This is a genomic window from Peijinzhouia sedimentorum (assembly GCF_049340005.1).
Lineage (GTDB): Bacteria > Bacteroidota > Bacteroidia > Cytophagales > Cyclobacteriaceae > CAXBDP01.
The window spans coordinates 109,481-129,027 of the sequence record NZ_JBMPIY010000005.1 but is presented as its reverse complement, the minus strand read 5'-3'; the positions used below and the strand labels follow the sequence as shown (position 1 = coordinate 129,027).

At 38.6% G+C, this 19,547-nt stretch carries 16 protein-coding genes; 11 read left to right on the top strand and 5 right to left on the bottom strand.

Annotated elements, in window-relative coordinates; translation table 11 throughout:
- Positions 1 to 13: 13 nt before the first annotated feature.
- The 4 genes from ACOXY8_RS09350 to ACOXY8_RS09335 all read right to left on the bottom strand — a co-directional run bounded on the left by ACOXY8_RS09350 (position 14) and on the right by ACOXY8_RS09335 (position 6,459).
- Positions 14 to 856, bottom strand: a complete 843-nt coding sequence (locus ACOXY8_RS09350) for an alpha/beta fold hydrolase (RefSeq protein ID WP_458331313.1) — start codon at positions 854 to 856, stop codon at positions 14 to 16.
- A gap of 132 nt (positions 857 to 988) precedes the next feature.
- Positions 989 to 3,502, bottom strand: coding sequence for a TonB-dependent receptor (locus tag ACOXY8_RS09345; RefSeq protein WP_458331312.1), 2,514 nt, complete (start codon positions 3,500 to 3,502; stop codon positions 989 to 991).
- 458 nt (positions 3,503 to 3,960) lie between these two features.
- Positions 3,961 to 4,911: an alpha/beta fold hydrolase gene (locus tag ACOXY8_RS09340; RefSeq protein WP_458331311.1), complete on the bottom strand. Its 951-nt coding sequence runs from the start codon at positions 4,909 to 4,911 to the stop codon at positions 3,961 to 3,963.
- Between the two features lie 30 nt (positions 4,912 to 4,941).
- A complete protein-coding gene (locus tag ACOXY8_RS09335; protein ID WP_458331310.1) occupies positions 4,942 to 6,459 on the bottom strand; it encodes a sodium:solute symporter family transporter in 1,518 nt (505 codons plus the stop codon).
- 100 nt (positions 6,460 to 6,559) lie between these two features.
- On the opposite strand from ACOXY8_RS09335, the gene pdeM reads away from it, so the two are divergent.
- The 10 genes from pdeM (at position 6,560) to ACOXY8_RS09285 (ending at position 15,910) form a co-directional block, all read left to right on the top strand.
- Positions 6,560 to 7,255 carry a ligase-associated DNA damage response endonuclease PdeM gene (gene pdeM / locus ACOXY8_RS09330; RefSeq protein WP_458331309.1) on the top strand — a complete coding sequence of 232 codons (696 nt, stop codon included), beginning with the start codon at positions 6,560 to 6,562 and terminating at the stop codon, positions 7,253 to 7,255.
- The gene (locus ACOXY8_RS09325; protein WP_458331308.1) at positions 7,252 to 8,145 is read left to right on the top strand and encodes a cell division protein FtsX; all 894 of its coding nucleotides are present in this window, start codon (positions 7,252 to 7,254) and stop codon (positions 8,143 to 8,145) included. Before pdeM ends, ACOXY8_RS09325 begins: the two co-directional genes overlap by 4 nt.
- 56 nt (positions 8,146 to 8,201) lie before the next feature.
- The gene (locus tag ACOXY8_RS09320; RefSeq protein ID WP_458331307.1) at positions 8,202 to 8,417 is read left to right on the top strand and encodes a DUF3098 domain-containing protein; all 216 of its coding nucleotides are present in this window, start codon (positions 8,202 to 8,204) and stop codon (positions 8,415 to 8,417) included.
- Complete coding sequence (locus ACOXY8_RS09315) at positions 8,414 to 9,199, top strand: undecaprenyl-diphosphate phosphatase (RefSeq protein WP_458331306.1); 786 nt, start codon at positions 8,414 to 8,416, stop codon at positions 9,197 to 9,199. Before ACOXY8_RS09320 ends, ACOXY8_RS09315 begins: the two co-directional genes overlap by 4 nt.
- Positions 9,196 to 9,885, top strand: a complete 690-nt coding sequence (gene truB, locus ACOXY8_RS09310; protein WP_458331305.1) for a tRNA pseudouridine(55) synthase TruB — start codon at positions 9,196 to 9,198, stop codon at positions 9,883 to 9,885. Before ACOXY8_RS09315 ends, truB begins: the two co-directional genes overlap by 4 nt.
- Positions 9,882 to 10,817: a bifunctional riboflavin kinase/FAD synthetase gene (locus tag ACOXY8_RS09305; protein ID WP_458331304.1), complete on the top strand. Its 936-nt coding sequence runs from the start codon at positions 9,882 to 9,884 to the stop codon at positions 10,815 to 10,817. The genes truB and ACOXY8_RS09305 overlap by 4 nt, the downstream gene beginning before the upstream one ends.
- A 24-nt stretch (positions 10,818 to 10,841) precedes the next feature.
- Positions 10,842 to 11,537 (top strand): CoA transferase subunit A, encoded by a 696-nt coding sequence (locus tag ACOXY8_RS09300; protein WP_458331303.1) that lies wholly within the window; start codon positions 10,842 to 10,844, stop codon positions 11,535 to 11,537.
- A gap of 36 nt (positions 11,538 to 11,573) precedes the next feature.
- Positions 11,574 to 12,233 (top strand): 3-oxoacid CoA-transferase subunit B, encoded by a 660-nt coding sequence (locus ACOXY8_RS09295; protein WP_458331302.1) that lies wholly within the window; start codon positions 11,574 to 11,576, stop codon positions 12,231 to 12,233.
- 152 nt (positions 12,234 to 12,385) lie between these two features.
- Positions 12,386 to 12,727 (top strand): gliding motility protein GldC, encoded by a 342-nt coding sequence (gene gldC / locus ACOXY8_RS09290; protein ID WP_458331301.1) that lies wholly within the window; start codon positions 12,386 to 12,388, stop codon positions 12,725 to 12,727.
- A gap of 198 nt (positions 12,728 to 12,925) precedes the next feature.
- A complete protein-coding gene (locus tag ACOXY8_RS09285; RefSeq protein WP_458331300.1) occupies positions 12,926 to 15,910 on the top strand; it encodes a TonB-dependent receptor in 2,985 nt (994 codons plus the stop codon).
- A gap of 58 nt (positions 15,911 to 15,968) precedes the next feature.
- Here the strand turns inward: ACOXY8_RS09285 and ACOXY8_RS09280 are convergent, their stop codons facing one another.
- Positions 15,969 to 16,823, bottom strand: coding sequence for a PIG-L family deacetylase (locus ACOXY8_RS09280; RefSeq protein WP_458331299.1), 855 nt, complete (start codon positions 16,821 to 16,823; stop codon positions 15,969 to 15,971).
- A gap of 309 nt (positions 16,824 to 17,132) precedes the next feature.
- Here ACOXY8_RS09280 and ACOXY8_RS09275 point away from each other — a divergent pair, with 309 nt between their 5' ends.
- Positions 17,133 to 19,394: a TonB-dependent receptor gene (locus ACOXY8_RS09275; protein ID WP_458331298.1), complete on the top strand. Its 2,262-nt coding sequence runs from the start codon at positions 17,133 to 17,135 to the stop codon at positions 19,392 to 19,394.
- The last annotated feature ends 153 nt before the right edge of the window (positions 19,395 to 19,547 follow it).

The following is a 19,547-nucleotide window of genomic DNA, read 5'->3' as shown; positions in this document are numbered from 1 at the left end:
AATGTAGGAAAACTTATTTAGATAAGAAATCTTTGATGGCATGCACTATCTGTTTTGCTCCCTTGCCATACATCATTGTTTGATGGTTGCCCTCAACTTCCAAATATTGACAATTTGGCATCATTTCTACAGTTTCTTTGGCTAATTCCTTTGGCAGCAAAGGTGGCGAATTTTCATCTCCATAGGCTCCAGTTGCATTTATAAGCAAACTTGGGATACTCGTGTTTCTAATCAATGGCTCCCAATTTTCTTCAAATACACCATTTACGGCTTCGATAATATGCACTGGTTTTGATCTTGATGTTACTTGTCCATCAGCTAAAAACTCAATATCGGCATCGAAGTACGATTGCATATCCTCATCCCATGCATCTGCTAAAAATGGTGCTTCACGAACCCAATTCATATACTCTTTGTAAGAAGTATAAATTTTACCTAAGCGACTCATGGTAGGCTGGAGTAGTTCTCGAGTATCAGGGTGTAGTCTAGCAGCTGCATCAATAAAAACAATTTTCTCTATTCTGTGAGGAATTAGACTGTATAAATACCAACTCATTAAGGCTCCAAATGAATGCCCAACAAGAATCACCTTTTCCAAACCCAATAAATCCATCATCCCGATAATATCTTTGGAATGGGCTTTCATCGAATAATCAGCGGGAGGTTGTTCACTCTTGCCTCTTCCTCGCAAGTCAACTGAATAGATATGACCTAAATCTGCAAAACCATGCGTAATAAGTCCGTCAAAAGCATTTGCATTTGCCGTTAGACCATGCATCACAATTATAGGCTTACCCCGCCCCGCCTCCAAATAATGAAGCCTTACACCATTTGTTTGAATATATTTTGATTGCATCGCTTTCGATTATTTAAAAATCAAGCAAGGAATTCTATTAAGTCAATAAAACTCATTGCAAAACTGAAAGGAAGTACCGACAAGTATATCGGTACTTTTCTTCCATTCAATTTACAGAAACCCTATTTACAATTAATTTTTTCTTTTGATTGGAGGCAATTGCAGCTTCAATTCGGCGCTGAATAATCTGCCGATCATTGGCGAACCAACAAATTCTCTTTGATCAACATCGAACAAGTTGGAAACTCCTGCCCCAAAACTTACATAATCGCTAATTTGGTATCCGGCAGATAAATCTACTGAAGTGAATCCACCAAGCGGACCGTAGTTGTAAAGCGAGCCCGGAACTCTTGAATTTGCACCAGCTGCAGTAGCTATTTGCTGCCCAGAACGGAAATCAAACTCAGGAACTACTCGCACATTTAATGATGCAAAAAGCTTATCGTCCATCAAATTTCTAGCACTGAAGTTGAAATTGAAGCGGTTTTGTGCTGCATTTAAATATCTAAGCGATTCTCTTACTGCTGGAGATACTCTTTGAAGATTCTCATCATCTTCAAATTTATCATCATCAGTAATATCAGAATCAAAGTATGAGTATTTCACACCGATACTGTAGTTATCATTCAAACCGATGTTTACACCAAAATCAGCTCCCCAGCTATTCACTTGTCCGAAGTTTAAGTAAGTAATATGTAAATTTCCGTATTCTGCAGGTATAGGAGTATCTCCTCTTGCAATAATCTTTTCGCCTTCAATAGCAAATGTTTGATTATTTACAGCGAATAAGCTTACTGCAGGGCTTACAAAATCTCTTGAAGCTGAATACCATAATGTACCGTCAAAGAATACATTCTTAGCAGGACTTCCTTTGTAACCGAACTCTACCGTTTGTACACTTTCTGGCTTCAAGGGATCGATTTCACGTGTTGCTCCCAATGTAGTCTCGCCAGTAATTAAGCTTTGACTAAACTCCTGCACAGTAAGTCCTTGACCAGAACCGATGATTGCACCACCTGCAAATGGGAACAAAAACTCCAAGAACTGAATAGATGGAGCAGCATAAGCTCGACCATAAGTAGTACGGAAAGTACCTCCCGCTCCATTCATTGTCAAAGCTAGACGAGGACTAAATTGTGTACCGTAGTAGTCGTGCTTATCTACACGAGCCGCACCTGTGAATTTCAAGTTGTTTGTAAGATCTTTCTCTACCTGAACAACTCCACCAAACTGATTGATGATTATATCTCCATTTACATCATAAAGATAAGTGCCATCGCTAAATGCTTGATCACGCTGAAAGCTTGCGCCTACTATAAAATTGAAGCCTTCGTAATTGTTATTGTATTGCACTTCACCATTTAAGCGAGAGCTATTATCGATAAAGCCAGGGAAACCAACTCCACCTTCTGAAACTGGTTTAGTAGATAATTCACGGGCTTCTGCTTGTGTTTTACCTTGAGCTAGCAAAGTGTAATAATTGGTTGTTCTACCATTGATTTGAATTGTATTTCCAGCATCATTCCAAGTATTATACACTTGCGCAAATATTCTTGGCGAAACATATCTACCATGTAGATAACTGAATGTCCAATCCTCGATTTGGTTTCGACCAAGGTTAGTCACACCTATGTTTGATCCACGACCAAAACCATAATCTACAATGATATCTGCATCATCATTTACACTATAATAAAGTGCACTGCCAAATCGTAAGCTTTCAAAATCAAAATTTGGATCTAATTCAGGTACGCCTACATTGTTTACATAAACAGAATCAACAAATTCGAAGTCAGTACCTTTGGTATATTCGAAGTTTGTTTTGAAAGCCAATTTATCGTTCAATACTTGAGCATGACGAAGGCGGGTGGAAAGAACATTTTGGTTACCTGCTCCCAATACTACTGTGGTACCTTCACTTGCTCGAGGATCCTTTGTGATCGTATTAACAACTCCTGCATGTGCATTAGGTCCATAAAGTGCGGATGCCGGACCTAAAATCACTTCTACTCTTTCGATATCTTCTTTGATAATGGTATTATAGAAACCGGCTGGCAATCCTGTACCACCTGGGAGCATCCCATTTCTGCCATCATTCATTTGGAACATGCGCACATTAAATGCGCTATTGAATCCACGTGCATTGATACCAATGCCAATCACACCTGAACGAACAACTTCAACGCCTTGCACTTTATTCAACAATTCACCCACATTAAAAGATGGCAACTCTTCTAAATCTCTACTTGTAATTACGCTTATGGCTGCTGGAGCTTCGGTAAGTTTCTCAGGACGTCTTGTTGCTGACACAACAATCTCTTCCCCCAATAAGTAGGTTTGACCCATGCTTATTTGGCCAAGATCAACATCGGAAGTAGACACTGCTACTACGCTGGAAAAAGTAGCATATCCAACATAGGTTGCTACCAATTTATAAACTGCCGTGGGTACATTGGCAATCACAAAATCACCATTGGAATCAGTGACCGCTCCTCGAGAGGTGCCTTCCAATTTAAGGTTCACGCCAATCAATGGCTCTTCGGTTTCTGCATCGACAATCTTACCTTTAATACTGGCAGTTTGAGCCCATGCAGAGCCTGAAATTACCAATAGCAGTAAGGTCAACATAAGGTATTTCTTCATCATAATTTTTAGGGTTTAATTTTATTTACAGCAATCGAAAGCTATTTAAAGTAAAATTGAATTGCAAAATATAATTTTGATGAAAAATGATTTTTAAAGATAAAATTCTGCCAAAATACAATTTTTAGATATTTTAACTCTGCAACTTGAAGAAAAACAACTTTGTTAACAATTGAAAATCAGCGAGTTACAAGAGATATCTTTAAATGGTAAAAATGGCCATATTAAAATATTTATATACTCTTTAGACAGTTTATAAATAAGAAAAAAGAGCAAATATTAGAATATTTATATTGAAGATTTACTGTAATTTCTGATCAATAGGAATGAAAAACATTACTTAAAGCTATATTTTGGTAATTTTACAATATCTCAACTAGAAATTACTTAAAATATAAAGATTCTTATTATTAGAAAAAATCAAATTTGATAGCTTTGAATATTTATACTCAGAACGGATGCTATCTGGAAATAATGAAATTTCTCAAAATAGAATTGAACTCCGATGCTTTTTCTACTTGCAGTAAATGACCTGCACCGGAAATCACTTTTATCTCCGCATTTGGGATAAGTTCCTTTGCTGTATTCGCTAATATTTGAGCTGAGGAATTTGGGTTCATAAACCGATTTGGGATAAGGGCGTCATCGCTAGAAAATATAACCAAACATGGTTGAATCAAGTCGCCCAAGCGATCAAAAACAGGTTCATTTACCATACCGGCTACACCTCCAGCCACAGTTTTTGCATGCGATGCGAATAAGGGTGACTCTTTGATTGCAATCCTGTCATTTGCCATTTCATTAATAAAAGGGTGTTCCTCCAAAAAGTTTATTTTAAGATTGGCTCTTATCTGCTCATCAGAAGTGCTCATTATGGTAGTTTGAGTTACCGTATTTCTAAAAAGACCCTTTTGCACTTCAGTAAAAGTTTCGATCCCGGCAGGTGCAGCCAATACTAATCCTTCAATCAGAGATGGGTTTTCAAGAGCCAAAGTCATGCTAATTTGCCCACCCATGCTGTGACCAACTAGCCATACATTTTGCAGATCCAATTTCTCAATAAACTCAGCTAACACCTCAGCATGAAAAATCATGGAGCCTGAGTAATCTCCTTTGGAGGATTTGCCGTAGCCAGCCAAATCCACTGCAATGCAACGAAATTCTTTGGATAAGTCAGGCACATTGTATTGCCAGTGCTTCAGATAACCACCAAGCCCATGAATAAAGATCAATGTTTTGTCCCCTTCACCCGTATCGGTAAAAGCAATTTCGATATTATCAGAAAGACTTACTTTTTCTACCTCCGCAAAGTATTGAATCTCTTGAAATGGATCTGACTCCGCAGGCTCTACTTGAGCACAAGAAAAAATTGATTGAAGTAGAAGGAATATTAAGGCTATTAAAGTTTTCATATAAAACGGGTTTTAATAATCGCAATGAATTTAGTTTCTCTTTTTAGTAATAAAGTAGAAAATGAGGCCGACCACAACTGATGCAAGAATGGCAATAGCTGCAGCAATACCCGGATTACGAACTGGCCCTTGCATGTATGAAGTGAGTCCTCCGTAATAAATCGAAAAATGCACAATAACTGCTGTGATTGAAGAAGCCACAGGCACGATTAAAGGAACGGCATTACGCATAAAAGTACCCACAAGCACAGGAACAAAAGCTGCTGAGAAGTAGGCATATACTCCATTTTGAGCGAAAATACCTACACTTAAATTAGGATTGATCAATTGATCATAACATAAAAAACCTGTTACAATGGCTAGCCCAACAATCACAAAACGATTGATTATAACTTCTCTATTGAGTTTGGCGCTTGGGTTGCCTTCTATTAGTTTGGCACCTAATAGCGGCTTCAGAATATCCGAAGTGATGGTTGTCGAAAGTGATTGAATAAGTCCTTCCAGCGTGGACAAGCCAGCCGAAATCAATCCTAACACCAAAATAATACTCACATAAACCGGGAATTCACTTACCACGAAAGCCGACATAATACTATCAACATTCATGGCTGAGCCATTGATGGTCAAATCTGGAAAAGTGATACGAGCGTATAAGCCTGCGAAAACCACAAAGAAGAATAATAACTCAGCAGAAAGCCCAACCCAAAGATACTTTTTCACATCACTGTCATTTTTCAATAGCAGCGACTTTGTAATAATATGTGGCTGACAAACGATCGCAATACCAACTACTATTTGGCAAAATATAATCTCGAAGTAATCTCTGAATAAAAAACTATCCGGATTGGTAGGTTTGGCCAATGCCGGGTCGATGGCGGTAAGTTTGCCAAGAAAACCTTTTATCCCTCCCGCAAAATGCTCATAACCAGAACCGAGTAATGCAACCGCAACAATGAGCATAAGTCCGGCTTGTAGCGCATTCGTATATACCATCGAGTTGGCACCACCAAACATCATATAGCCAAAAATAAAAACCACCAAGCCGATCATTACATATAGTTCCTCTACATTCAAAGAACTGGAGATCACTTTCGTAAGTCCGACTACAATCAGGATGATAAAGGTGATTAACAGAAGCGACAAGAAACCAAAAAACACACTATACGTTTGGCTTTTGAACATCGATCCCATCCATTGCGCCATTGTATGTGCTTTTACCGTTTGACCATGCTTACGGAAACCTTTTGTTAGGAAATAAAGTGAGAATAAAGCAGCAAGCGGGAGCACAATGCCCATAGACAAAAAGCCACTGATTCCGTATAATGCCACAAAACCGGGATTGATAATAAATGTGGCGGCACTCGTCATCGAAGCAGCCAATGACAAGCCCACTGCAACAGGAGAAAAAGCGATGTTTCCTACTGCATAATCAGAAATACTTTTGATCTTTAATGCGCCACGCACGACGAAAAACAAAATAAGCGCAGCATATAAAGTGAGAAGGATAGCCGTAGCTATCACCATTTCGGACGAAGCAAGTTGGTTCATAGGATTGGGTTAAAAATGTAAATTGCTGTAAACAAAATGAAACCCACTGACCTTAAAAACCAATGCAATTTAGTATAAATAATTCTGATTGTAAATTCGAATGACAAAATTGACTGTAAACAAAAGTCTTACAATTGATATTGCTGGCACTACCGTTTGGCTGCTTCCAGAAAAGGCAGTTTATTGGCCAGAAAAAAATTGCTTGTTACTTGCCGATTTACATTTGGGCAAAGCGGGGCATTTTCGCAAAGCAGGGATTCCTATTCCTTCCACCATCCATGATACAGATTTAAAAAAACTAGCTAGCTTAATTGAAAAGTATGCAGTTGAAAAGGTTTATTTATTGGGCGATCTATTTCACAGTAAATTGAATTTGGAGTGGCTTAGTTTTAAAAATTGGATTAAGAATTTCAAAAGCACACAGTTTATATTGGTAATGGGAAACCATGATATATTGGGCGCAAAAGAATACGAAGCTGAGAATTTCAAGCACATAAACAAGGATTTGGTACTTGAACCGTTTCTATTGAGTCACTCGCCAATACTACAAAAAGACATTCCGGAAGGACTGTTTAATTTAGCTGGTCATATACATCCATCTATTTACATAAAAGGAAGCGGGAGGCAAGGCATGACCTTAGCTTGCTTCTATTTCAATACCAATTTTGGAATTTTACCGGCTTTTGGCGCATTTACAGGCACGGCAAATATCAATGCTACCAATGGTTCTTCTATATTTGCCATTGTAGAAGACAAAATAATACAGATCAAAATAAAGCAAGGCAAAAAACATTGAAAGCCCAAAAGAAATATAAGCGAACCAAAGTAGGCAGTTATCCATACTTAAGTGTGATTTTCAGTACCACTTTAGCTTTGTTTCTGCTTGGTTTATTCGGCATGCTACTGATTAATACCAACAAATTGGTAGAGTATATACAGGAAAACCTCGAAATGCAGGTTTACCTAAATAGCAATGTTACAGAAAATCAAGCAAACAGGCTTCAGTCCCAGATAAGTGAGAAAGATTATGTACTCCACAAAGGAGATTCTGCTTTGATGAACTTCATTTCAAAGGAAGATGCTGCAGAAGATTTGATCGCACAAACGGGTGAGGATTTTCTAACATTTCTAGGCGATAATCCACTTCGCGATGCAATCACCTTTAAGATAGCAATCGAAAGTCAGGATAGTAGTCAGTTGAATACAATCAAGGAAGAGCTTGAAGCAATGCCCGAAGTGTATGAAGTTACTTACATTGAAAGCATGGCTCAGGTCATTAATAAAAACCGCACAAAAATAGCCATAGCGCTTGCTGTAGGCGCCTTACTCCTATTATTCACCATAAGCACACTTATTAATAACACCATCCGACTAGCTTTATTTTCTCAAAGATTTTTGATTAGAAGTATGCAATTAGTGGGTGCCACTCAAGGATTTATTATTCGGCCTTTTATCACCAGAGCATCGTTGTATGGATTGATTTCAGGGTTACTAGCGGGGGGATTACTTGCTGCATTGCTAACTTATGCGCTTCGTGCTTTGCCTGAGCTTGAGCTGGTACAAGACCAAGAAAAAACCTTAATTCTGTTTGGTGCTTTATTGCTAGTGGGAATATTTATAGCTTTGTTCAGCACTTTATATGCTGTACGCAAGTATTTAAAGATGTCATTAGACGAATTATATTGATCTTAAATACCCAAGCGAAATAAGCAATTAAGCGTTTGGGAAAATAAATTGAAACAATGAAGAAGACAGGAAACCTCGGATTCAAAAGAAAAAACTATCACTTGATGTTGATTGGCTTAGCCATTCTAATATCAGGATTCATCATAATGAACTTGGATACTGAACCTCACGGCTTTGGCTTTATTGGCCTTACATTAGGCCCTATTGTCGTGATGGTAGGCTTTCTGTTTCAATTGTATGCAATCCTCTATAAGGCCAAAGAAGAAAAATGAGTGTATTTGAAGCATTCATCCTTGGCATTTTGCAAGGCTTGACTGAATTTCTTCCGGTAAGCAGTAGTGGACATATCGAATTAGGCAAAGCCGTATTGGGCGTAGAAGTTCAAGAAGATTTGAGCTTTACCGTAGTAGTGCATGGTGCTACAGTATTAAGCACTATAGTCGTTTTCCGAAAAGATATTTGGTCCCTTCTTAAGGAGGCCTTCAAATTCCAGCTCAATCCCTCCACTATTTATATTCTCCAATTGGCAGTTTCCATGATCCCCGTTCTGATCATCGGACTCTTTTTCAAAGATCAATTGGAGGAAATTTTCTTTGGTAATATTATGATTGTTGGTTTTATGTTGTTGGTAACTGCTGTCTTGCTAGGTGCGAGTCAATTAGCCAAACCAAAGTTGGGCGGCATCACTTTTCTGAAAGCATTTATTATCGGTATTGCACAGTCTATTGCGGTAATTCCAGGTATTTCTCGTTCAGGGGCCACTATTGCCACTGCATTGATGGTGGGCGTAAATAAAGAAGAAGCGACTCGATTCTCATTCTTGATGGTATTGGTACCCATCCTTGGCGCCAACCTTTTAGATATTCTTAAAAACGAAGGTGGATCTGAAGCCTCCAGTGCATTTATACCATTGCTAGTTGGCTTTATTGCTGCATTTATATCAGGATTATTCGCCTGCTCTATCATGCTTCGCATTGTTAAAAAAGGCAAGCTTGGCTACTTTGCCATCTATTGTGTAATTGTCGGCCTTATTGCCATTATCTCATCTCTATGACCAATTCATCATTCAATTTTGTGGAAGGCGCTATATTGCTAATTAACAAGCCTTATACGTGGACTTCCTTTGACGTGGTGAAAAAGGTGCGCAATAAAGTTGGCATCAAAAAAGTAGGTCATGCGGGCACTCTCGATCCATTAGCTACTGGCCTTTTGATTATTTGTACAGGCAAAAAAACTAAAGAGATAGATACATATCAAGCACAAGAAAAAGAATACACAGGCACATTTGAATTAGGGAAAATCACTGCTTCATACGATGCCGAAACAGAAGCGGTGGATCATCAGCCCATTGATCATTTGAAGGAGGATGAAATTCTGGCCGCAACAAAACCTTTTATAGGCGAAATCACCCAATATCCTCCCGCCCATTCAGCAGTGAAAATAGATGGCAAACGCGCTTATGAAATGGCGCGCGCTGGGCAGGAAGTAACTATGAAATCTCGCCAGGTAACGATATCCGAATTCGAAATCACTAAAATTGATTTACCACAAGTTCATTTCCGTGTAGTTTGCTCCAAAGGAACTTATATTCGAAGCTTAGCAAATGACTTTGGAAAAGAATTGGGCGTTGGCGCATATTTATCCGGCCTTTGTCGCACCCGAATTGGAGATTTCAAATTAGAAGATGCTTGGCAATTGGATGATTTAATTCAAAAAATAGAGGAGTTAAAGAAAGCATGAAAATTCACAAAGGCCTGGACTCCATACAACCTATTCGAAATGCGGTGGTCACCATTGGCACTTTCGATGGGGTGCATATTGGGCATCAGGAAATCCTTCAAAGGTTGAAAGAGATTGCTTCGAAAATTGAAGGCGAAACGGTTGTTGTTACCTTTTGGCCACATCCACGTCTAGTTTTATTTCCGAATGATGATAGCCTGAAACTGCTCAGCACTTTTGAAGAAAAAGCAGAAATATTACTAAAATTGGGTATAGATCATTTGGTGGCAATTCCTTTCACCAAGGAATTTTCGAACCTTACAAGTGAGCAATTTACGCGACAAGTGCTTTTGGAGAAAATCGGTACAAAAAGGCTGGTAATTGGCTACGATCATAGATTTGGTAAAAATAGAGAAGGTAGTTTTGAGCATTTGAAGGCAAATGAAAAAGAATACGGTTTCAAAGTCGAGGAAATCTCCAAACAAGAAATTGACAATATAGCTGTAAGCTCTACGAAAATCAGAAAGGCCTTAGAAACCGGTGATGTGAAAACAGCAAATAGCTATCTAGGTCAGCATTATTCTCTTAACGGCAAAGTAGTAGAAGGCAATCGGATTGGCCGGACAATAGGCTTCCCTACAGCCAATATTGATATAGCCGAAAAATTTAAACTTGTGCCGGCAGATGGAGTTTATGCTGTAAAAGTATCGTTGGCTGAAGGCATCTTTCAAGGAATGCTCAACATAGGCAACCGACCAACAATTGGCGATGCTAAACGCAGCATCGAATGCAATATTTTCGACTTTTCGACAGATATTTACAATAGCAGTATCAAAGTGGAATTAATTGAAAGAGTGCGCGCTGAACTCAAATTCCAAAATGTAGAACAGCTAAAAGAACAACTTGAGCAAGATCAAATATTAGTAAAATCCTTTCTTAAGCCATATTTTTAGGCAACAATGAAATTATAAATCGTCATGATAAATAAAGTTGTAAAAAACGCCATAGAAGCCACTGCAGATATCCCCGAAAATGCAGTATTGATGCTAGGAGGCTTTGGCTTGTGTGGTATACCCGAAAATAGTATTCAAGCATTATTGAAGTCTGGCGTAAAAGGCCTTACATGTATCTCTAATAATGCCGGCGTAGATGATTTCGGAATTGGTTTATTATTAAAAACACGCCAGGTAAAGAAAATGATTTCTTCCTATGTAGGTGAAAATGCCGAATTTGAAAGGCAATTGCTTAGTGGAGAATTAGAAGTTGACCTGATACCACAAGGCACATTGGCAGAACGAATAAGAGCGGGAGGAGCAGGAATTCCGGCTTTCTTTACACCTGCCGGCGTAGGCACCGAAGTCGCCGAAGGCAAAGAAGTTCGAGAGTTTGATGGTAAACTGTACTTATTAGAATCTTGTCTTAAAGCAGATTTTGCATTGGTTAAAGCATGGAAAGGCGATACCGCGGGCAATCTTATCTACAAAGGCACCGCACGTAATTTCAACCCAATGATGGCTGCGGCTGGTAAAATCACCATCGCCGAAGTAGAAGAATTGGTACCCGCTGGTGAATTGGATCCGAATGAAATCCATACCCCAGGCATTTATGTTCAGCGAATTTTCAAAGGGGAAAACTACGAAAAACGCATTGAGCAAAGAACGGTGAGGTCATAAGGCCTTCCCTTATCTAAAACTACAAAATTTGAAATTATGCTAGACAAACACGGAATAGCAAAAAGAATAGCCAAGGAAGTAAAGAACAAGATGTATGTAAACTTGGGAATTGGCATTCCTACCCTCGTTGCAAACTACCTCCCAGACAATTTGGAAGTGGTACTCCAATCTGAAAATGGACTATTGGGTATTGGGCCTTTCCCTACAGAAGAAAATGTTGATGCTGATTTGATAAATGCAGGAAAGCAAACAGTAACAATGGCGACCGGCTCCTCATTATTTAGCTCAGCAGAGAGTTTTGCCATGATCAGAGGTGGTCATGTGCATTTGACGATTCTTGGCGCTATGGAAGTAGCCGAAAATGGAGATATTGCCAACTGGAAAATTCCTGGCAAAATGGTGAAAGGCATGGGCGGTGCTATGGATTTGGTAGCTTCAGCTGACAACATTATTGTAGCAATGCAACATGTAAACAAGCATGGTGAATCCAAGCTGCTAAAAGAGTGCACATTACCGATCACAGGAATCCGCTGTGTGAAGAGAATTGTAACAGAACTTGCTGTAATTGATGTATTGCCTGAGGGTGGCTTTAAATTAATCGAAAGAGCTCCTGGGGTAAGTGTTGACCACATCATTGCTTCTACAGCTGGTAGATTAATTGTGGAAGGTGAAATTCCTGAAATGGAAATCAATTAAACATAATTCACTTCTTGAATAGGAAATAAGGCTTTGTTTGCGGATAATTATATCTAAAACAGAGCCTTTTGTTATGTAAAGGCAGAAATTGCTTTTAATTATTAAAGTGAAGGTTAACAAGAGAAAACAACAAAAGCTCAAATTATAAAAAGATGAAAAAATCAGAAATCAAACTACTTGTCGAGCTGGATGCAGATAATATCCCGTCGAAAATCACTTGGGATGCTGATGATAAGGATACTCCCGGCCCCTTAGAAACCAATGCTATCAATCTTAATATATGGGATCATGAGAATCGGAATACATTAAGAATTGATCTTTGGACTAAGGACATGCCTGTAGATGAAATGAAAAGATTCTTCATAGACACGGTAGGAGGTTTGGCTCAAAGTATTTTGAATAGCACTGGTGATGAATACATGGCTGCAGAAACAAATGAGCTATGCGATCGATTGGTGCAATATTTAAAGGAAGAGGAGAAAAAAGGTAGTTGAAAATTAATTTAACGACTATAATTTCGATTGATTAGGCAATTCCTAAGGAAAGCAAATATTAATTTGGAATAAATAGTTTTTGAAAAATTTAAACTAAGGGTCTTATCTTTTCGAAAAATAATCTAAATTAATGCGAAAATATAGATTTCGGTTAAACGAGAATGAAAAAACACAATCCCAATTAAAACACCCTAAAAAATGAAACACGTAAACTCATTAATTAAAAAGCTTGGCATTATGCTTCTTGTGTGCCTAGCTTTTGGATGGCAAAATGCAGAGGCGCAAAGAGTTACCACTATATCGGGTAAAGTGACGGATGCTCAATCAGGCGAAGCACTTGTTGGTGCAAACGTCTATGTAAAGGGTAGAGTAACGGGCACCATAAGCGATATCGAAGGAAATTTCTCGATTACAGCTAACCAAGAACCCCCACTTACATTAGTATTTTCGATTGTTGGTTATCGTACGCAGGAGCTAGAGATCACTACAACAAGCGTTACAGGATTGAATATCAAAATGGAAGAAAGCTACATCTTGGGTCAAGAAGTAGTTGTTTCTGCTTCTAGAGTTGAAGAAAGTATTCTTGAATCACCTGTTTCAATTGAGAAAATGGACATCATTGCTATTCGCGAAGCTGCTTCTCCAAGTTTCTACGATGCATTAGCAAACCTAAAAGGTGTGGAGATGAGTACACAGTCCCTCACCTTTAAATCATTCAACACTCGTGGATTCAATGCTAATGGCAACGTTCGTACTGTTCAGATGATCGATGGTATGGATAACCAAGCTCCAGGCTTGAACTTCTCAGTTGGTAACATTGTGGGTATTTCGGAATTAGATTTGGAGAGTGCGGAATTACTTCCGGGTGCTTCTTCAGCCCTTTATGGCCCGAATGCAATCAATGGTATTCTACTGATGAATAGTAAAAACCCTTTTCAATATCAAGGCTTATCTGCTTCAATGAAAACTGGTATAATGGCAGAAGAAGGAAGATCAACTCCAAATACTGGTTTTTATGATTTTGCTGCTCGATATGCTAAGGCATTCAGTGACAAAGTTGCTTTCAAAGCAAACATTGGCTATTTGACAGCTGATGATTGGCAAGCAAATGATTTCCGCGATCAAAGCTTTGCCAATGGCTATAATTTACAATCAGGAAACAGAGGAGCTAATCCAGGCTACAATGGTGTAAATATTTATGGTGATGAAAATGCAGTAAATATGTTTTCTGTTGCACAAAGTATGGTGGCTGCGGGAGCATTACCTGAAGCAGCTTTAGCAATTATCCCAAGTACTTCTTTAACAAGAACCGGATACCTTGAAAGAGATTTGGCCGATTACAATACTGAATCATTAAAGCTAAGCGGTGCCTTACATTATAGAATTACTAACAAAGTTGAAGCAATACTTCAAGGTAATTATGGTATGGGTACTACTGTTTATACAGGTGCTGACAGATATTCAATTGCAAACTTCAGCATGGGTCAGTACAAAGTTGAATTAAGAGGTGATAACTGGTATTTGAGAGGTTATACTACTCAAGAGAGATCTGGCGATGCTTATGCAGTAGGTATTTTAGGTCAAGGTATAAACGAAGCTTACAACCCTAGTCAGATGTGGTTCCCTGAATATGTTGGAGCCTATGCTCAAGCATTCGGCGCTACTGGCGATGCTAATGCTGCTCATGCTGCGGCAAGAGCATTTGCTGACAGAAACAGACTGCAGCCAGGCACAAGTGCATTTGACCAAGCTGCTGATGCGATCAAAGGCAGGCCAATTCCTGGCAATGCTCAAGGTGTAGGTGCTCAATTCGTTGATAAGACAAACCTTTACCATGGTGAAGGTATGTACAACTTCAAAAATGAAATTGGTTTTGCTGAATTCATTGTTGGTGCAAATGTTCGTCAATATGCTCTTAATTCAGAAGGAACTCTATTTGCAACAGACACAGATGGAAGTGAATTCACCATCAATGAGTATGGTGGATATATTCAAGGCTCCAAAAAATTATTGGGTGATGCATTAAAGTTATCTGCTTCTGCTCGTTATGACAAGAATGAAAACTTTGAAGGACAATGGTCTCCAAGAGCATCTGCTGTTTATACATTTGCTAATACAAACAACATCAGATTGTCTTACCAAACTGGTTTCCGTATTCCTACTACACAGGATCAGTATATAAACCTTGCGACTCCGCAGGCTCGTTTGATTGGTGGTTTACCATTGTTCAGAGAACGCTACAACTTCAACTCAAACCCAGTTTATACGCTTAACACTGTAACTCAATTTGGTGGTGCTGTACAAGCTTCTGCTGCAAACCCAGCTTTACAACAACAAGCCGTTGCTCAAGCAACTGCCTTGGTAATGCAACAGGTTCAGGCGGGCCAAATCGCTCCTGAAAATGCACCTGCTGCAATCGCTGCTTTAGTACCGCAATTAGTTCCAGTTCTTGCCGCTACGGCAAATCAGGAACTTTTGACTCCTTATGAATTCTCTGAGTGGAAACCAGAAAGAGTTAAAACTTACGAAATTGGTTATAAGAGTTTGATTGCAAACAAATTATTGATTGATGCTTATTATTACAATAGCACATTCGAGAATTTCAATGGTGGTCAAATCCTGGTTCAAGATGCAAATCCTGGTTCAGGCCCAGCATCTGATTTAGGTTTGAACTTGTTAAGTGCTAATACTCGTCAAGTGTATTCTATGCCTGTGAATCGTCAAGAAGACATTAAATCTGAAGGATGGGCACTTGGACTAGATTACGCTTTGCCTCAAGGCTACAGACTTGGCGGTAACATATCTTACAATGCATTAACAAACCAAGAAGATTTAGAAGGCTTTATAACCTCATTCAACACTCCTGAATACAGAACGAACCTTACTTTTGCTAATAGAGAAGTATTCGAAAACTTTGGATTCAATATCGTATGGAGATGGCAGGATGAATTTGTATGGCAATCTTCATTCGTATCGCCAGCTGTTAACACTGCTGGATTGAGTGTAATACCTTCAATCAGCACTATAGATGCGCAAGTAAGCTATAAAGTGAAAAGCTTGAAATCTATCTTCAAATTAGGTGGATCTAACCTTTTCGGTCCTAGCTACACACAGGCTTGGGGTAACCCATCAGTTGGTTCAATGTATTACTTCTCTATCACTTTTGATGAGTTCTTGAACTAAGCAACGATCTTAAACATAAACAAAAGCCACCTCAATCGAGGTGGCTTTTTTATTGCTCTCATTCCACCCGATAGAAATACTCTCGATCAAACAAACGGCTATAAATAAAAGCTGGCACTTGATCGTAATAGGGCATTAAGTCCTGAAAAACCTCCCGCTGACTTTTATGCAGTTCCATTCCTTGTTTTACTAGATGAAAATTTGACTGGGTATAAATGTAAAAACTAGGCAAAGGCAAACCTTCCTCCCCATCCTGAGGATATCTATTTTTGAAACCTTCTGATAATTTTAAGGCTATTTTAATCTGATTAGGACTAAGTGTTACTTGCCAAAGCTCCTTTACAGGAAAACCTGGATTACCCTTATTCTCCAAATATACTTCCTCCATTGCTTTCCCGGTAAGCAAATGATCATCGTGACCATATAAACCCACTTCGGAATCGTAAGTAATTACCAAATCCGGCTGATGATAATCGATAAAATTCTTAGCCAAAGTCTTTAATGAATCAAATGGCAGATCAATCAATCCGCCATCCGGCAGATCTAATAATTCCAGTTTAGAAGCTTGTAATAGTTCCGCAACATTTGTCAATTCTTGAGCTCTTAATTTGCCCAATTGCGATTGTTCCACCAAACCGCCAGTTGGCCCTGCTTCTCCTTTTGTAATACAAACTAGTATAAGTTTCGAACCTGATTTCCGAAGCTCATGCAAGGTGCCCGACACGGCAATCTCATCGTCTGGGTGTGGGAAAAATGTCATTACGGTACTGAATTCCTCCCGCCTATCTTCAGCCAATTCCGGAATATTTCGATTATGCAATTGACCATGCGCCCAAAAGAAAAGAGCTAGCAGAATAATGAAAATCACACCAATGCTTATCGACAATATCTTTACTATTTTTTTCAATTGCATATTCATTTATTTGGAATCCTATTACAAATTTAAATGATTTAAAACAGTTTCAATTTAGTCTATCCTGTAATCTCTAATAAGAAAAATCTAAAGCGCACAATTCAATTGCTTTGATAAAGTGTTATAATATATAAAATATGAAAGTGAAAATTCAAGTCCTCACCTAAGTTGTATGAGAGCTAAATATCAGATTAAGTTAATCATACAAAATAACATCTTACAACATCCCGATTTTCCATTTATCTAAAAGAAGTAAACTGCTTTTATCAGGTACCATATATTTGAATCAATATTTCAAATTAAACTTTAATGAAGGCAATAGTTTTAATCCTGACAACATTCGCATTTGCTCAATTCAGTGCAGTTGGCCAAAATTCTATCATAAAAGGAAAAGTTTCTGATGCAGTATCTTCAGAGGTTTTGGTTGGAGCTTCGGTGATTTTAAATGACAATCAACAGATTATTTCTACGGACGCATTGGGTAATTTTCAGTTTTCAAATTTAGCTGCTGGTACATACCAAATCAAAGTATCTTATATCGCTTATAACTCTCAAACATTGAATGTTGCTATTGATGGTACTGAAACAAAATTTTTTGAAATAAATCTAGATCCTAGCAGTACCAACTTAGAAGAAATCGTAATTGTTAGCCCAAATTCGAAGGAAGAAATAATGACTACGCTTTCGAAAATTGATGTTGCCTTGCGACCAGTTAAGTCCTCGCAAGATGTGCTTCGGATGATTCCAGGTTTGGTTACAGCTCAACATGCGGGAGGTGGCAAAGCTGAGCAAATTTTTCTTCGAGGATTTGATGTAGATCATGGAACGGACATTACACTTTCGGTAGATGGTATGCCTGTGAATATGGTTTCACATGCTCACGGACAAGGCTATGCCGACTTGCACTTTGTAATTCCAGAATTGATTGATTATGTTGACTTTAACAAAGGGCCATACTCGAGCAATGTTGGCGATTTCAATACTGCTGGCTATGCAAATTTTCAAACCAAGAATGCTCTGGAGAATAGTAGCATTAAAATGGAAGCTGGACGTTTCAACTCCTTTAGAACAGTAGCATTACTTGACTTATTGGGTTCATCCAGCAAAAACCAAAATGCATATATCGCTGCTGATTACAGCATGACTGACGGCCCTTTTGATAGTCCACAAAACTTCAATCGTATAAATCTTATGGCGAAATATCATGGCATTATTGGAAACGATAAAACAGTTTCAATGTCATTTTCCACTTTCAAAAGCGAATGGGATGCTTCCGGTCAAATTCCCGTAAGAGCAGTGCGTGAAGGACTAATCAGTCGTTTTGGTGCTATTGACGATACAGAAGGCGGGTATACCGACCGCACCAATGCAAATGTGATAGTGACAAAAGTGAATGAGGATGGATCGACTTTTAGAAATCAAGTCTTTTTTAGTAATTACAATTTTGAGTTATTTTCCAACTTTACCTATTTTCTGAACGATGAAATTGATGGTGATGCCATAGTGCAAAAGGAGAGTAGAAACATTTATGGTTACAATGGCTCCTACCAAAATGACTTTCTGGTGAATGGTAAAAAACTTAGAACAGAAACAGGACTCAGCATACGCTATGATGATATCAGCGATCGTGAATTATCAAATGTAAAGGCTCGCTATACATTCCTCAATGCAAGAGTGCTGAGTGATATAGATCAAACAAATGCAGGACTTTACACAAACTTGTTTTACGATATAAGTCCAAAATGGAATGTAAATATTGGTTTGCGAGCTGATGCATTTTCCTTCCAATTGGCTGATAAACTAGATAGCCTATATCAAAAGCAAACAGCAAGCGCTTCTATCCTAAATCCAAAATTCAATCTTTACTATAATGTAAATTCGAACTTGCAGATTTATTTCAAATCAGGCAGTGGATTTCACTCCAATCAAGCTCAAGTAGTGGTTGAAGAGGGTTCTGGCAATACGCTACCAAGAGCAATTAGCACAGACTTGGGCGTTTTTGTGAAACCTAGAAAAAACTTATTTATCAATGCTGCAATTTGGCAATTGGGATTGGAAGACGAGTTGATTTTTGTAGGTGACGAAGCCGTAGTGGAATCTGGCGGGAGAACACAACGATATGGCGCGGATCTATCAATTAGATACCAAGCGTTGCCTTGGCTATTTGTAGATTTCGATGGGAATTATGCCAAAGGACGCTTGGTTGATGAAGCAGAAGGTGAGAACAATATTCCGCTTGCTCCAAGGTTTACTAGCATTGCAGGACTTACCGGCTCATGGAATAATGGATTGAAAGCAAGCTTACGCTATCGTTATGTAGGAGACAGGCCCGCCAATGAAGATAATTCAGTAACTGCCGAAGGATATTTCCTTTTGGATGGAGGAGTCTCCTTCACTAGGCCAAGATATGAAATAAGTCTCAATGCTATGAACATTCTCAATCAAGATTGGAACGAAGCACAGTTCGATGCAGAAACAAGACTTATTGGCGAAGCTGAAGGTATTTCAGAACTTACATTTACTCCTGGCGACCCACTATTTATTAGAGCTGGACTTACTTTTTTCTTTTAAAGGAAAGCCGAAACATTCATCAATAAACAGGTGTTTTTTCCATGATTTTACAGTTGTGATGAACAGCCATTTTCTTGATCCTCTTTCAACAAAAGCCGAAATATAAAATTTCAATTTGAGTGGCACCAAGAAAATACCCACTGGAATTAGCCT